The sequence below is a fragment of the Streptomyces pinistramenti genome, assembly GCF_020564935.1.
GTDB lineage: Bacteria > Actinomycetota > Actinomycetes > Streptomycetales > Streptomycetaceae > Streptomyces > Streptomyces pinistramenti.
In genome coordinates this window covers 83,655-96,520 of sequence record NZ_JAJCXB010000021.1, presented here as the reverse complement: position 1 = coordinate 96,520, position 12,866 = coordinate 83,655, and the positions used below count along the sequence as shown (strand labels likewise).

General features: G+C 71.0%; 13 protein-coding genes and 3 pseudogenes. 11 read left to right on the top strand and 5 right to left on the bottom strand.

Features of this window, described 5'->3' with window-relative positions:
• Positions 1 to 37 precede the first annotated feature (37 nt).
• The 3 genes and pseudogenes from LIU39_RS17115 to LIU39_RS17105 all read left to right on the top strand — a co-directional run.
• Positions 38 to 904 carry an RICIN domain-containing protein gene (locus tag LIU39_RS17115; RefSeq protein WP_227047587.1) on the top strand — a complete coding sequence of 289 codons (867 nt, stop codon included), beginning with the start codon at positions 38 to 40 and terminating at the stop codon, positions 902 to 904.
• A 107-nt stretch (positions 905 to 1,011) separates the two neighbouring features.
• A complete protein-coding gene (locus LIU39_RS17110; RefSeq protein ID WP_227047586.1) occupies positions 1,012 to 2,037 on the top strand; it encodes a helix-turn-helix transcriptional regulator in 1,026 nt (341 codons plus the stop codon).
• 117 nt (positions 2,038 to 2,154) lie between these two features.
• Positions 2,155 to 2,814 (top strand): annotated as a pseudogene (locus LIU39_RS17105) (dioxygenase family protein); the annotation flags it as partial.
• Positions 2,815 to 2,963: 149 nt separating this feature from the next.
• Here LIU39_RS17105 and LIU39_RS17100 read toward each other — a convergent pair.
• Positions 2,964 to 3,407, bottom strand: a complete 444-nt coding sequence (locus tag LIU39_RS17100; RefSeq protein ID WP_227047584.1) for an SRPBCC family protein — start codon at positions 3,405 to 3,407, stop codon at positions 2,964 to 2,966.
• 279 nt (positions 3,408 to 3,686) lie between these two features.
• Between LIU39_RS17100 and LIU39_RS17095 the strand changes: the two genes are divergently transcribed.
• The 5 genes and pseudogenes from LIU39_RS17095 (at position 3,687) to LIU39_RS17075 (ending at position 7,447) form a co-directional block, all read left to right on the top strand.
• Positions 3,687 to 4,250 carry a DUF4352 domain-containing protein gene (locus LIU39_RS17095; RefSeq protein ID WP_227047583.1) on the top strand — a complete coding sequence of 188 codons (564 nt, stop codon included), beginning with the start codon at positions 3,687 to 3,689 and terminating at the stop codon, positions 4,248 to 4,250.
• Positions 4,251 to 4,318: 68 nt separating this feature from the next.
• A pseudogene (locus LIU39_RS17090) lies at positions 4,319 to 4,573 on the top strand (transposase); the annotation flags it as partial.
• 34 nt (positions 4,574 to 4,607) lie between these two features.
• A pseudogene (locus LIU39_RS35285) lies at positions 4,608 to 4,727 on the top strand (SDR family oxidoreductase); the annotation flags it as partial.
• Between the two features lie 146 nt (positions 4,728 to 4,873).
• On the top strand, positions 4,874 to 5,641 hold the full coding sequence (locus LIU39_RS17080; protein ID WP_227047582.1) for a S1 family peptidase: 768 nt from the start codon (positions 4,874 to 4,876) through the stop codon (positions 5,639 to 5,641).
• 279 nt (positions 5,642 to 5,920) lie between these two features.
• Positions 5,921 to 7,447 carry a M1 family metallopeptidase gene (locus LIU39_RS17075; protein ID WP_227047581.1) on the top strand — a complete coding sequence of 509 codons (1,527 nt, stop codon included), beginning with the start codon at positions 5,921 to 5,923 and terminating at the stop codon, positions 7,445 to 7,447.
• Between the two features lie 115 nt (positions 7,448 to 7,562).
• Here LIU39_RS17075 and LIU39_RS34950 read toward each other — a convergent pair whose 3' ends face one another.
• The 3 genes from LIU39_RS34950 to LIU39_RS17065 all read right to left on the bottom strand — a co-directional run bounded on the left by LIU39_RS34950 (position 7,563) and on the right by LIU39_RS17065 (position 8,630).
• Positions 7,563 to 7,841 (bottom strand): dihydrofolate reductase family protein, encoded by a 279-nt coding sequence (locus LIU39_RS34950; RefSeq protein WP_308409391.1) that lies wholly within the window; start codon positions 7,839 to 7,841, stop codon positions 7,563 to 7,565.
• Positions 7,816 to 8,088, bottom strand: a complete 273-nt coding sequence (locus LIU39_RS34945; protein ID WP_308409390.1) for a dihydrofolate reductase family protein — start codon at positions 8,086 to 8,088, stop codon at positions 7,816 to 7,818. The genes LIU39_RS34950 and LIU39_RS34945 overlap by 26 nt, the downstream gene beginning before the upstream one ends.
• A gap of 236 nt (positions 8,089 to 8,324) precedes the next feature.
• Positions 8,325 to 8,630, bottom strand: a complete 306-nt coding sequence (locus tag LIU39_RS17065) for an ATP-grasp domain-containing protein (RefSeq protein ID WP_227047580.1) — start codon at positions 8,628 to 8,630, stop codon at positions 8,325 to 8,327.
• A gap of 402 nt (positions 8,631 to 9,032) precedes the next feature.
• Between LIU39_RS17065 and LIU39_RS17060 the strand changes: the two genes are divergently transcribed.
• Entirely contained in the window at positions 9,033 to 9,209 is a 177-nt protein-coding gene (locus LIU39_RS17060) for a hypothetical protein (protein ID WP_227047579.1), read from the top strand.
• A 159-nt stretch (positions 9,210 to 9,368) separates the two neighbouring features.
• The gene (locus LIU39_RS17055) at positions 9,369 to 9,932 is read left to right on the top strand and encodes a GNAT family N-acetyltransferase (RefSeq protein WP_227047578.1); all 564 of its coding nucleotides are present in this window, start codon (positions 9,369 to 9,371) and stop codon (positions 9,930 to 9,932) included.
• Between the two features lie 37 nt (positions 9,933 to 9,969).
• On the opposite strand, the gene LIU39_RS17050 is transcribed toward LIU39_RS17055, so the two are convergent.
• Positions 9,970 to 10,581 carry a HEAT repeat domain-containing protein gene (locus LIU39_RS17050; RefSeq protein ID WP_227047577.1) on the bottom strand — a complete coding sequence of 204 codons (612 nt, stop codon included), beginning with the start codon at positions 10,579 to 10,581 and terminating at the stop codon, positions 9,970 to 9,972.
• 388 nt (positions 10,582 to 10,969) lie between these two features.
• Between LIU39_RS17050 and LIU39_RS17045 the strand changes: the two genes are divergently transcribed.
• On the top strand, positions 10,970 to 12,790 hold the full coding sequence (locus LIU39_RS17045) for a 3-hydroxyacyl-CoA dehydrogenase family protein (RefSeq protein WP_227047576.1): 1,821 nt from the start codon (positions 10,970 to 10,972) through the stop codon (positions 12,788 to 12,790).
• The last annotated feature ends 76 nt before the right edge of the window (positions 12,791 to 12,866 follow it).

The following is a 12,866-nucleotide window of genomic DNA, read 5'->3' as shown; positions in this document are numbered from 1 at the left end:
CACCACCTGCCATCCGTCCCGACCGTCGGAGGACCCCGTGCCACCGGACACCCCCAACTCCCCCCAGCCACCCGGGAAAACCCCGGGCGGCTTCTCCCGCACCTTCGCCCGTGACCCCGGGCGGCCGCGCATCGGCCTGCTCCCCGAGCGGCGGGTGTGGATCGCGCTCGGCTCGGCCGCCGGTCTGGTCACCGCCGTCGCCCTGCTCGGCCCGCTGGCCGGGCAGGGCCTGAAGATGAGCGCCGACGACACCCGGGTCGCCGCGGCCGACGTGCAGAGCCCGTCGCCCGAGGCCGCCGCGTCGAAGTCGGCCGACGCCTCCCCCTCCGCCTCGCCCGAGCACCCCAAGGCGCCCCCGACGCCGGAGAAGAAGACCACCCAGGAGCCGAGCGAGCGGCCGGACGCGCCGACGCAGCCGAAGCACAAGGACCCCGCCCCGCCCCCGAAGAGTGCGCCCGGCGACTCCGCGCCCAAGGGCGGTGCCAAGAAGAGCCCGCCGCGCCCCGCCACGATCAGCGGCCCGTCCGGCGCCATCGTCGGCATGAACGGCACCTGCCTGGACGTGGCCTACGGCAACCCGGCCAACGGCACCCAGGTCCAGGTGCACGGCTGCAACGGCGCCCCCGCCCAGAAGTTCACCATGGCGTCGGACGGCACCGTGCGCGCCGTCGGCAAGTGCATGGACGTCGTGAACGGTGCCACGTCCGACGGTTCGCTCATCCACCTGTGGGACTGCAACGGCAGCCCCTCGCAGCAGTGGGTGTTCTCCCCGGCCCACGACCTGGTGAACAGGCAGGCCGACAAGTGCCTGGACATCCGTGCCGCCAACACGTCGGACGGCACCAGGGTCCAGATCGCCAACTGCTCGGGCAACCCCGCGCAGAAGTGGAACGGACCGGCCTGACCGTCCGCGCGCCGGGCCGGCCCACCGGCCGGCCCGGCCGCCACGCGCCACCGCTGCCGCCTCCGTGGCCGAGAAGACGGCCTTGCGCCCGCTCGTAGGGTGAGCCCGTGCCCAGACGCAGCGAACAGGCCATGCCCCCGCGCGCCGGACGCGCGGCGGGCCCCGCTCCGGACGTCTTCGTACCGCGCGGCTCCTCCAACGACGACGTCCCGGCGGACGATCCGGTACCGCTGCACCGGCTCGACGTGCCCGCCCCGCACCTCCTCCCGTTCGCCGTCGGCTCGTTCGACACCATCGGCCCGCTCTCCCGCGCCGACTTCCCGCACCGGCACACGTTCTACGAGATCGCCTACGTGACCGGCGGCTCGGGACACCACGTCATCGACCTGGCCCGGTGGCCGCTGCGTCCGCCGCAGTTGAGCTTCATCGTGCCGGGGCAGGTCCACTACTGGGACCGGGTCCGCGACCTGCACGGCTGGGTGATCCTGTTCACCGAGGATTTCCTGCTGGCGCACCCCGGCGACCGGCACACGCTGGCGAGACTCGGTGAACGGCCCCCGCTCCAGGTCGATCCCGCCGCGGCCCTGCGGCTGACCGCGCTGGTACGGGAGATGGTCCAGGAGTGCGCGGAGCGGGCCGACGCGTTCACCTCGGTGCTCCAGGCACAGGTGCACATCCTGGCGGCGCGGGCCCTCCGGCTGCCGGGAGCGGCCCGCCCGGAGCCTGTCACGGGCCGCCCTGCGCTGGTGGCCCGGGAGTTCACGCGGCTGCTCGCCCGGCCCGGTTCCGCGGGCCGGACCGTGCAGTCGTACGCCGATGAACTGGGCGTATCGGTAGGTCATTTGGCGGAAGTGGTCAAGCGCAGCACCGGCCGCACGCCGGGCCGGATCATCCGGCACGCGCAGACGGTGGAGGCCAAGCGGCTGCTGTCCGGCACCCGGCTGAGCGTGGCCCAGGTGGCCCGCCGGGTGGGCTTCGCCGACCCGGCGTACTTCTGCCGCTTCTTCCGGCGGGAAACCGGCGTGAGTCCCGGCGACTTCCGCCGCACGACGGGCGGGGCCGCACCGGCCGCCGCGGAATTCACCATGACCCCCGAAGGAAGTCCATGGCTCGGCCACCGGCGCCGCGCCTAGCGTGTGGCCTCGTCAGCAAGCGTCATCGGCAGGGGCGGCCGGATGTCCGGCGTCCCCGGCGTCCTGCCCCCATGGGCCGCCCCTGCCCTCCCTCCCCTCGCCCCACAGGAGCGTGTGATGGACGACGAAAGCCGCCGCGGTCAGGACACAGGGGCCGACCGCCCCAAGAGTCTGATCAGCCGCAAGAACGTGCTCAGGGCCGCCGTCGCGGCCGTGCCGTTGCCGATGCTGCTCGGCGGGGTCGCGCTGGCCCGCGACAACCGGCCCGCCGGCCGCCCGCTCACCCCGACGCCGTACTGCGACGACGGTGACGACCCGACCCCGCCGCAGATCGAGGGCCCGTACTTCAAGCCGGACTCGCCGCTGCGGTCCTCGCTCGTCGAACCGGGCACCGTGGGGACGCCGCTCACGGTCAGCGGCTTCGTCTTCGGGCTGACCTGCCGGCCGCTGCCCGACGTGCTCCTCGACTGGTGGCAGGCGGACGACGGCGGCGCGTACGACAACGAGGGATTCGGCTTCCGCGGGCACCAGTTCACCGACGAGCGCGGCGCCTTCACCCTCACCACGATCGTGCCGGGCCTCTACCCGGGGCGTACCCGGCACCTGCACGTGAAGGTCCAGGCGCCCGGCAACCCGATCCTCACCACCCAGCTGTACTTCCCCGGTGAGCCGCGCAACGAGACCGATCCGATCTTCGATCCCGCCCTGCTGATGAACGTGCGGCAGGCGGGCCCGGGGAAGGAGGCGACGTTCGACTTCGTCCTGAAGGTGGCCGAGGCCGCATCGCCGCGGCGCCACTGACCGGGTGGGCGGGAAGCCCGGCCGAGCGCGCCGAAGGGAGCCCAACGGGGCGCGGGCCGGGCATCAACTGCCGTGTCCGTTGCGCCCGTTGTACTCCCTTCAGCGGTTCGCCCGACGGTCGCCGGTCACTTCTCCATGTGGGCGGCGAGGTTGGCGAGAATCGCGTCATAGATCCGGCCAAGGCCCTTGGGGGCGAAGGTCCGCTCGAAGAATCCGCCGACGCCGCCCGCGCCCTGCCAGGTCGTGGTGACGACGACCTGGGCGCGCTTCTCGCCCGCCGGGGTGACCACCCAGGTGGTGACCATGGAGGAGTTGCGGTCCTTCTCGACGAGCTGGCCGTCGGTCGGCTCGTCGACCTCCAGCAGGCAGTCCCGCACCCGCTTGCTGGTGGCCTGGAGCTTCCAGTGGACGAGCGTGCCCTTGCCGTCGCCGCCCTCGCGGACCTCGAACTCGCTGAACTGCTCGGGCAGCAGCTGCTTGCGCGTGCCGCTGTAGTCGGCGAGCGCGTCGAACACGTCCTCCGGGTCCGCCGCGATCTCGCGCTGCGTGGTGGCCTCGACCTGACCCATGTGTGTCTTCCTCCAGTATTCGGCGCCGGTCCTGCGATGCGACGCCAAGCCAACCACCACTGGGCGGCGGGCCCAAATTCGGGGCATGCTCCCTCGTTTGCGCGGACGCGGGCGCGGGTGCGAGGCGCCGTCCCGGTGGCCTGCGCAGAGGACGATACGCCCGGGTCCTGTGCCGGGCCGCGCACCCTGCGCGCCCGCGCGGAAGGCCCGCCTCCGGCATGCCGTAACCTGTCGCTCACTCGTGGGCAGGGGAGCCCGCCATGAACCTCGGGGACTCCAATGCGCCCATCCATCCGCGTCGCCGCGCTCGCCGCAGGCACGCTGGTAACTGCCGTGCTCGCAACGGGTTGTTCGTCATCGGACGACACCCCTGACGCCGTCCACCCGGCCTCGGACAAGGCCGCGGACAAGCCCGCGAAGACACCCGATCTCACCGTCGGCGAATCCGGCACGTACACGGCCGTCGACAGCGCGACGGGGGCGGAGAAGAAGATGTCCGTCACGTTCAAGGACCTGCGGGCCGTGACACCGTCGGAGATCCACGCCACGAAGCAGCCCAAGGGCCAGTACGTCGTCCTCACCCTCACCGTGAAGAACGTCGGGGGCAAGGACGGCGGTTTCCATCCGCAGGGCCTGCTGAAGTGGTCGGACGGCCAGACAGCCGAGCAGGACGTCTCCACCCGGCAGAAGTCCGACACCGGCCACGACCTCGACGCGACGTACCGGCCGGGCCAGAGCGTCACGGGCGATGTCGTCCTGGACATCCCGGGAGCGGGCGGCAAGGTGAACCTCTACGACGGCTCGAAGAGCCCGGCGGTCACCTTCGAGCTGCCGGCGGACTAGGGCCTGTCTGGAGTTGTGATCTTCGGGTTCCCGGCCCGTCTGGGCCGGGAACCCGGTAGGAACGTGGTGTGACGCGAGCGCAACTGACGGATGCTGAATGGGAGTTCGTCTCGCCCTTCCTGCCGGTGGGTGAGTTCGGGCCGTATCCGGTGAATCTTCGGGCTCAGCTTGAGGGCATGATCTGGAAGTTCCGGTCCGGTGCTCAGTGGCGTGAGATGCCTGAGCGGTTCGGTGCGTGGAAGACGGTCTATGACCGGTTCCGGCAGTGGCGGGACGCCGGTGTGTTCGCCGCGGTCCTCCAAGGCGTGATCAACGAGGCCGCCCTGCGGGCTTGACCGGCCGGAAAGCAGCCGGGACACCCTGCTGCGCCGCGTCGGCACCGAGAAGGAGGTCGCCGAGGCGGCGGTCTTCCTCTTCCTCGACACGTACATGACGGGTTCGACGCTGATCCCGGATGGGGGATACGCCTGGCGTTGACGGGCACTCGTGCACGCGAGGCCGTCCCCGCGTGCGGTGGCGGGGACGGCGGAGATCTCTGACGCGGGTGCTGCTGGAGTCCCCCGTTACGTACCGCTCACATCGCGCGAGTCCGGCCATCACATCCCTTGCCCACGCTTGCGCACATGACACGACTCAAGCGCGGCGCCCTGTGCGCCTTTCTGGCCTCCGCGACGGCATTACTCGTGTCGGCCCCTCCGGCCCAGGCCATCATCAATGGCGAAAAGGCCACGGAGAGCTACCCCTTCATGGGGTCGCTGCAGAACCCCCAATCACCCCGCCCCGACGGACATGCCTGCGGCGCGACCCTCGTGGACAAGGAATGGATGGTCACCGCCCGCCACTGTGTGGACGGGCGCGGCGGGTTCGACACCATGAAGGTGCGGATCGGTTCTCCGCGTGTGGACCGGGGTGGTGAAGTGATCGGTGTCGAGAAGGCCGTCTGGCCTTCCGGCGGCATCCACGGCGACGACATCGCTCTGATCAAGCTCAAGAGGCCCGCCGCGGCCACGCCGGCGCCCATCGCCACCGATGTTCCCGAACACCATGCCCCGGTGCGCATCCTCGGCTGGGGGCTGACCGGAACGAAGATGATTCCCGCCAACTGGCCCAAGGATCTGCGTCAACTCGACACCGAGCGGCTGCCCGACGGGAAGTGTGACGACTCGGGGATCGTCTACGGCAAGGAGATATGCATCGCCGCCGTCAACGGCCGCGGCGCGGCCAACATGGACTCCGGTGGCCCCGCCCTCATCAAGACCAAGGGCGCCTGGACCCTGGTCGGCGCCACCTCCGGCAGCGGAGCCGACCCCAACGTCGAGCCCGTCGACCCCACCGTCTACACCAACGTGACCATCAGGGCCGACTGGATCAAGTCCGTCATCAACTCCTGATCCCCGTCAACGGGAACGAGACCGAGCACGCGGCCGTCGGCGCCGTACGCCCGACGACCGCGGCGCCCATCCACGCCCCTTCATCTCGCCCGCTTCACCCGTCTCCGACGAGGCGCTCGGTGCCACGGGCGACCACAGTCCAGTCGCATTTCGCGATCACTCTCACCACGAAGGAAGACGCTCATGCACGTCGGAACACGTAAACGTACAACCCCTCGCACGGGAGTGTGTTGGGTCAGCCTCTGCTCGTTCACCGCTGCCGCAGCGGCTTTGGCCGTCGTGGTGACGGTAACCGGCCCGGGGAGCGCCGCGGCCGCGGAGGACACGGCGAAGCCCGGTGCGCGGGGCATAGGCGACCGGCTGTTCTCCTATGTCGGCAATGGCGGCTACCACGTGCGGTCCTACGACGTGGCATACGACTACCGGCCGGACACCACGAAGATGGCGTCGTCCGTGCGGGTGGACGCGGTGGCCACGCAGGATCTTTCCGAGTTCAGCCTGGACGCGGCCGGGATGACGTTCGCATCGGTCACGGTCGACGGCAAGGCGGCCGCCTTCCGCAGCAAGGGCGAGAAACTCATCATCACCCCCGCACACGTCCTGCCGAACGGGCAGACGTTCCGCGTCGAGGTCGCTTACACCGCCGACCGTTCAGCTCAGCCCCCGTCCCCAGCCACCCCGTCCCCGGCCACCCCGGACCGGACACGCTCCACGCTCCTGTCCCCGGCCACCCCGCCCTCGTCCGACCCGCAGCCGTCGCACCACCCCCTCTCCGGCTGGTGGGACTCCACGGACAAGGGCAAGGGGTTCGCGGTGCTGGGCCAGCCCGACCGGGCCCACCTGTTCTTCCCGATGAACGACCATCCCAGCGATAAAGCACGTGTCACCTTCCGTATCACCGTTCCCAAGAACCTGACGGCGGTGGCGAACGGCACGCTGCGCCGGACCACCACGAAGGGGGACCGCACCACGTACATCTACGGCACGCGCGACCCGATCCCCACCGAGGTCGTCCAAGTGGCGGTCGGCCATTACAAGAAGATCACCGCAACCGGCCCCGGCGGTCTCCCGCTGCTCAGCTACGTGCCCGCGGAAAAGATCGACAAGGCCAGGCCGTACGTGGACCAGATCGGCAAGCAGATCGCCTGGGTACAGAAAAAGATCGGCAGTGCCTACCCCTACGAGACCTACGGTGTCCTGGTTCCCGAGGGGGACTACCCGGGAGCAGCCCTGGAAACAGCGACACGGCCGACCATGGCGCTGGGCGGACCGAACGATGCGCCGACCATGGTCCATGAGCTGGTCCACCAGTACTTCGGCAACGCCGTCTCGCTCAAGAGTTGGGACGACATGTGGATCAGCGAAGGCCACGCCTCCTACTACACGTTGCGCTACATGGACGAAACGAAGGACACCCCGCTGAAGGAGAGCATGGACCGCACCTACGAGTTCGACCAGGAGAAGCGCCCGGTGGCCGGGCCGCCCGGCCGGCTCAAGGACCCCGGTGAGGTCCTTGGCGCTACCAACGCGCCTGGCGTCCTCATGCTCCACGGCCTCAACCGCCAGGTCGGCGACGCGACGTTCCAGAAGATCGAGAAGACCTTCTTCGAGCGTTTCCGCAACAAGACCGCCTCGACCCAGGACTACATCAACGTCGCCAACGAAGTCTCCGGACGAGACTTCAGCGCCTACATCAAGAGCTGGATCTACGGCGCGAAAACACCGCCCTACCCCGCCTCGACACCCACTTCAACGCAGACCGGGGGACACAAGGTTCGAGCAGCCGGCCCACCGTCCCGAACCTGACCCACCACGACACCTGGGAGCACAACCGGAAACTCGTCCATGACGGCGTGCGCCACGACGTGGAGCTGCACGCTCGGCTGGTCGGTGATCTCGCTCCTCGGGTGTCCGGTGTGATTCAGGCCGGGCGGTAGGTCAGCAGGACGTTGCCGGAACGGAATGTTGTGGTCCGCCACAGTTCGAACGGCACGCGCCGGTTCAGCGTCGAGAAGAGCGAGCGGCCCGCGCCCAGGGTGATCGGGTTCACGAGTACGCGCAACTCGTCGACCAGGCCGAGTTCGAGCAGGCTCGCGGTCAGTGTCACGCTGCCGGACAGCCCGATCTCCTTGCCGGGCCGCTGCTTGATGGCCTTGACGGTCCCGGCGAGGTCGTCAGCGCGGGCGAGGGGCGTGTTTATTCCACTCCGCGCTCTCCAGCGTGGCGGAGACCACGATCTTCTCCACGCTGTTCATGAACGCGACGATCTCGGGGTCGGGCCCGGTCGCGTCCGGCCAGAACGCGGCCATGTGCGCGTATCCCGCCCGGCCGAACAGCAGGGTGTCGATATAGGCGTTGCTCTGGTTGGCGAACTCGAAGTACTCGGCGCCGATGTACGGCCAGTCGAACTCGCCGTTCGGGCCTTCGTAGTAGCCGTCGAGACTGATCGCCGCCTAGGAGAAGAGTGTGCGCATGAGCACCCCGTCGAAGACCAAGTGATTGCGATGCACGAGCACGGTGAAGCCAGCAGGAATGCTCGGTCTCCGACATCTTTGGCGACCGGCGGACCTTGAGCGGGCAGGGCGGGCCCGCGAAGCTCAGGGAGACAGGTCCGGGCTCCCGTCGTCCGGGCCGTCGTGCAGCCGGCGGTCGATGCAGTCGATGATGGCGGGAATGACCGCCGTCATCTGCGGGCGCCAGCCCGGGACCGCGTTGACCTCGCAGATGGTGTGGGCGCCGGTGGCGGTGAGAGGAGGTCGGCGCCGGCGATGGTGAGGCCCAGCGCCCGCGCGGCCAGGACCGCGAGGGCTTCGGCCTCCGGGTAGCGTCCGGCGCAGAGGCCGGCGGAGCCGCCTCTGGTGACGTTCGAGGCGAGGGCGCCGTCGCGAGAAGTGCGTACCGCGGCGGCGACGGGTTCGCCGTCCACGATGACGACGCGCAGGTCGCGCCCGTGGGAGGAAGCCACGTACTGCTGGAAGAGCAGGGGCATGCCGTGGGCGGCACCGTCAGCCGTCCCGCGCGCGTGGGGAGGTCCGGCGCGAGGAACACGTCCGCGCCCCCGAAACCGTTGACGGACTTGACCACGCAGGGCACGTCGAGACCGGGGGTGCGGACGACGCGGTCCAACGGCGTGGTGGCGTAGGAGAGCGATGCGGGGACCGGTAAGCCGGCCACGGCCAGTTCCTGCAGCTGCCAGCACGTGTTCCGGCAAGTGACATACGATTCCTGTGAGTTGATGAGTGTGCTCCCCATGCGTTCCAGGTGGCGCAGGAGGGTCACTTCGTGGTCGTGGCGCGTCGAGCCGGGTACCTGTCGTACGCAGACGGCCTTCGGGGCTGGCAGGTCATCGCCGGCCGGTGTGCGCAGGATCAGCCGCCCGTCCTGGACGCCGATGAGCAGCTCGTCCGTGTGCCGGACGGCGAAGCGGGAGCCGTACGCCGTCGTGAGCGTGTCGGCCAGCACACGTGTCGATGCCAACGGCACGGCCGGACGGCTGCGCACCAGCAGCCAGACGTCGGGAACCGACCGCTTCAACGACGCCGCCATGTATCCACCTTCATCTCTGTAAGGCAACCGGCGCCGGCAGGACACACCTTCCCCGGCCTGCGCCCTGTCCGGTCCGTACGGTGGGCACGGTGGGCACGTGGAGCGTGTCCGGCAGCCGCCCCGCCCCGCCCCGTCAACAATCCACGTGCCGTATCTCCGCCCGCCCTCTAGCCTGCCGCACATGGACGCAGTACGGGAGCGGGCGCCGCAGTGCGTACGCGAGTTGACCGAGGACGATATCGACGCGGTCGCCGCCCTGCGGGTGAACGGGTGGCGGGCGGCGTACACCGGTCTGATGCCGCAGCCGTACCTGGACTCGATGAGCGCGGCGGAGTACGCCGAGCGGCACCGGGCGCGCTTCCGGCGCCGGCCGCCCGGGGTGTCCGAACTGGTCGCGGAGCGCGCCGGTCAGGTCATCGGCTGGGCCGCCGTCGGCCCCGCGCGCGATCCCGATCTGGCCGCACCCGGTGGCGGGGCGCCCGTCGCCGGTGAGCTGCTGGCCCTCTACGTCGCGCCCGCCCTGATCGGCACGGGTGTCGGGCGCACGCTCCTGGCGGCGGCAGAGGAACGGGCGCGGGCCGCCGGCTTCGGCCTGCTGTGCCTGTGGGTGGTGCGCGGCAACGCACGTGCCCGCCGGTTCTACGAACGGGCCGGATTCACACCGGACGGCGCCGAGGAGGCGTCCGATGCGGGCGGCGTGAGCGTCCCCGAACTGCGTTACCGCAGGCCGGTGGTGGCGCCGTAGAGCGGACCCGTGGGGTCCGCAGCAGCCCGCCGCCTCGTCAGCCGCCCCCCTCGTGGACCCCGAGCCTGGCGAGCGAGGCGGCCGCCGCCGCGGCCAGCCGGGGATGGGCCGCGGCCGCGCTCAGGGCGGGCACCGCGCGGCGGTCGCCCAGGGCGCCGAGCCCTTCGACGCAGGCGAGCGCGACCCGCCAGTACGGGTTGTACGGGGTCAACAGCCGCTCCAGGGTGGCGATCAGCGCCGGGACCGACTGCGGGGCGCGCAGCTCGGCGAGCAGCCGTACGGGGTGCAGCGCGTAGGCGGTGCGCAGCGGATTGGTGGCGAGTGCCGCGGCGGCGCGGGCGGTGCGCGGGTCGCCGAGTCTGGCCAGGGCGTAGGCGGCGGTGGCGCAGCGCACCGGATCGCGGTAGTTCAGCAGCAGCACCAGCGTCTCGAAGGCCCGCTTGTCCCCGGCGCAGCCGAGGACGAAGGCGGCGATCTCGCGGGTCCACAGCGGGCGCTCGACGGCGACCAGCAGGCCGGCCAGCTCCTCGCGCCCCGCCGGGCTTCCCTTGCGGGCCAGCCCGAGCAGCCGCTCGTACGCCAACAGGTCCTGTGGGGAGCGGAGTTCGGTCCGCACCCGGTCGGTCAACTCGTGGAATTCCTCTTCCATGTGTCGCATTCCCTCCCGCCGCCCCCGGTTCGCGCGATGTGGCCCGCACCACGCCTTCATGCCCCGCACTACCCCTGGACCTATGGTTACCCACCGGTTAACCTGCTGGAACGAGCAGCACCCCTGCTCCGGCGGCCTGGTGACGCAGCCGCCACAGCGTGCAGTCGGTTCGGCACACCCAGCACGACACCCGTACGGAGAACACGGCACGGCCCCGGGACAGGGCCCGCCGCCTCTCCTTCCCCGCGCAGCGCTGCCCGCAGTGCTCCGGCCTCCCGTGGCGTCCGCCGCGGCCCGTCCGCCGTGCGCCGCTTCTCGCGCCGCCGCGCGGACACTCCTCAGTCGTCACCTCTCCCCTGTCTCGGGGAACATCCTCTGGAGTCTCGCGATGGACCGTCAGTCCACCTCAGACCACTCTTCCGACGCCGCGTCCCCGTCCCTCGCCACCGTGGCCGTCGTCGGCCTGGGCACCATGGGCAGCCAGATCGCCGAAGTGCTCACCCGCGCGGGGCGCAAGGTCATCGGCATCGACACCGATGACGCGGCAGCCCGTGCCGCCGCCGAAGCCCTCGACGCCGCGACCGCCCGCGCCGTGCAGCGCGGGCGGATCACCGAGCGGGAGCGGCAGGCCGTCCTGGCCAGGTTCCGTACCTTCGACGACCTTCAGGCGGCGGCGGACGCCGACCTCGTCATCGAGGTGGTGCCCGAGGACTACGAGCTGAAGCGGCAGATCGTCACCGCGCTGGACGGCATCGTGCGCCCCGACACCATCCTGGCGACCGGCACCAACGCCCTGTCGGTGACCCGGCTCGCCGCCGATTCGCTGCGCCCCGAGCGGGTGCTCGGCGTGCACTTCTTCAACCCCGCGCCCGCCATGAAGCTGGTCGAGGTGGTCTCTTCGGTGCTCACCGCGCCGACCGCCACCGCCGCGGTCACCGCTCTCGCCCGCGACCTGGGCAAGGATCCGATCGCGGTCGGCGACCGCCCCGGCTTCGTCGCCGACGGCCTGCTCTTCGGCTACCTCAATCAGGCCGCGGCGATGTACGAGTCCAAGTACGCCACCCGCGAGGACATCGACGCGGCGATGCGGCTCGGCTGCGGGCTGCCGATGGGGCCGCTGGCACTGCTGGACCTGATCGGCGTGGACACCGCGCGCACGGTCCTGGAGGCGATGTACGCCGAGTCCCGCGACCGGCTGCACGCCCCGGCACCGGTGCTCGGCCAGCTCGCCGAGGCCGGGCTGACCGGCCGGAAGGCGGGCCGCGGCTTCTACACGTACGAGGCGCCGGGCAGCGCCACGGTCGTGCCGGACCCGCTGAGCCCTGCCGGGCCGAGCGCGGGCGCTGCGGGCCGTCCGGTGCGCCGGGTCGGCGTGGCCGGTTCGGGGACGATGGCAGGCGGCATCGCCGAGGTCTTCGCGAAGGCGGGCTACGAGGTCGTGCTGGCCGCCCGGAGCGAGGGGAAGGCGGAGCAGGCCAAGGCCCGGATCGCGAAGTCGCTGGACCGCTCGGTGGACAAGGGCAGGCTGACCGCCGCAGCACGCGATGCCGCACTGGCCGCGGTCACCACGGCAGGTTCGCTCGACGCGTTCGCCGACGTCGATCTGGCCGTCGAGGCGGTGGCCGAGGATCTGGCGGTCAAGCAGGAGCTGTTCGGCGCCCTGGACAGGATCTGCAAGCCCGGCGCCGTCCTGGCCACCACCACTTCCTCGCTGCCGGTCATCGCCTGCGCACGCGCCACCTCCCGGCCGCAGGACGTCATCGGGATGCACTTCTTCAACCCCGCGCCCGCCATGAAGCTGGTGGAGGTGGTGCGCACGGTGCTGACCGCCGACGACGTGCACGCCACCGTGCGCGAGGTCTGCGCCGCGGTCCGCAAGCACCCGGTGGACTGCGGCGACCGGGCCGGTTTCATCGTCAACGCGCTGCTGTTCCCGTACCTCAACAACGCGATCAAGATGGTGCAGGAGCACTACGCGACGCTGGACGACATCGATGCCGCCATGAAGCTCGGCGGCGGCTACCCGATGGGGCCCTTCGAACTCCTCGACGTGGTCGGCCTGGACGTCTCGCTGGCCATCGAGAAGGTGCTGCACGCCGAGTTCCGCGACCCGGGCCTGGCCCCTGCGCCGCTGCTTGAGCACCTCGTCGCGGCGGGCTGCCTCGGCCGCAAGACCGGCCGCGGCTTCCGTGAGTACGCCCGGCGCTGACGGGTGGGGCGGATGGGGCGGGCTGCTGGAGCCTTCCGGCAGCCCGCCCCCGGCCGTGGGGCCGCGGGCGGCACCG

What these genes read in the sequence shown, in the direction of transcription:
- LIU39_RS17100 (WP_227047584.1), bottom strand. Translation starts at nt 3,407, where the DNA reads ATGGGTCAGGTCGAGGCCACCACGCAGCGCGAGATCGCGGCGGACCCG.
- LIU39_RS17095 (WP_227047583.1), top strand. Translation starts at nt 3,687, where the DNA reads ATGCGCCCATCCATCCGCGTCGCCGCGCTCGCCGCAGGCACGCTGGTA.
- LIU39_RS17080 (WP_227047582.1), top strand. Translation starts at nt 4,874, where the DNA reads ATGACACGACTCAAGCGCGGCGCCCTGTGCGCCTTTCTGGCCTCCGCG.
- LIU39_RS17065 (WP_227047580.1), bottom strand. Translation starts at nt 8,630, where the DNA reads ATGCCCCTGCTCTTCCAGCAGTACGTGGCTTCCTCCCACGGGCGCGAC.
- LIU39_RS17060 (WP_227047579.1), top strand. Translation starts at nt 9,033, where the DNA reads ATGAGCAGCTCGTCCGTGTGCCGGACGGCGAAGCGGGAGCCGTACGCC.
- LIU39_RS17055 (WP_227047578.1), top strand. Translation starts at nt 9,369, where the DNA reads ATGGACGCAGTACGGGAGCGGGCGCCGCAGTGCGTACGCGAGTTGACC.
- LIU39_RS17050 (WP_227047577.1), bottom strand. Translation starts at nt 10,581, where the DNA reads ATGGAAGAGGAATTCCACGAGTTGACCGACCGGGTGCGGACCGAACTC.
- LIU39_RS17045 (WP_227047576.1), top strand. Translation starts at nt 10,970, where the DNA reads ATGGACCGTCAGTCCACCTCAGACCACTCTTCCGACGCCGCGTCCCCG.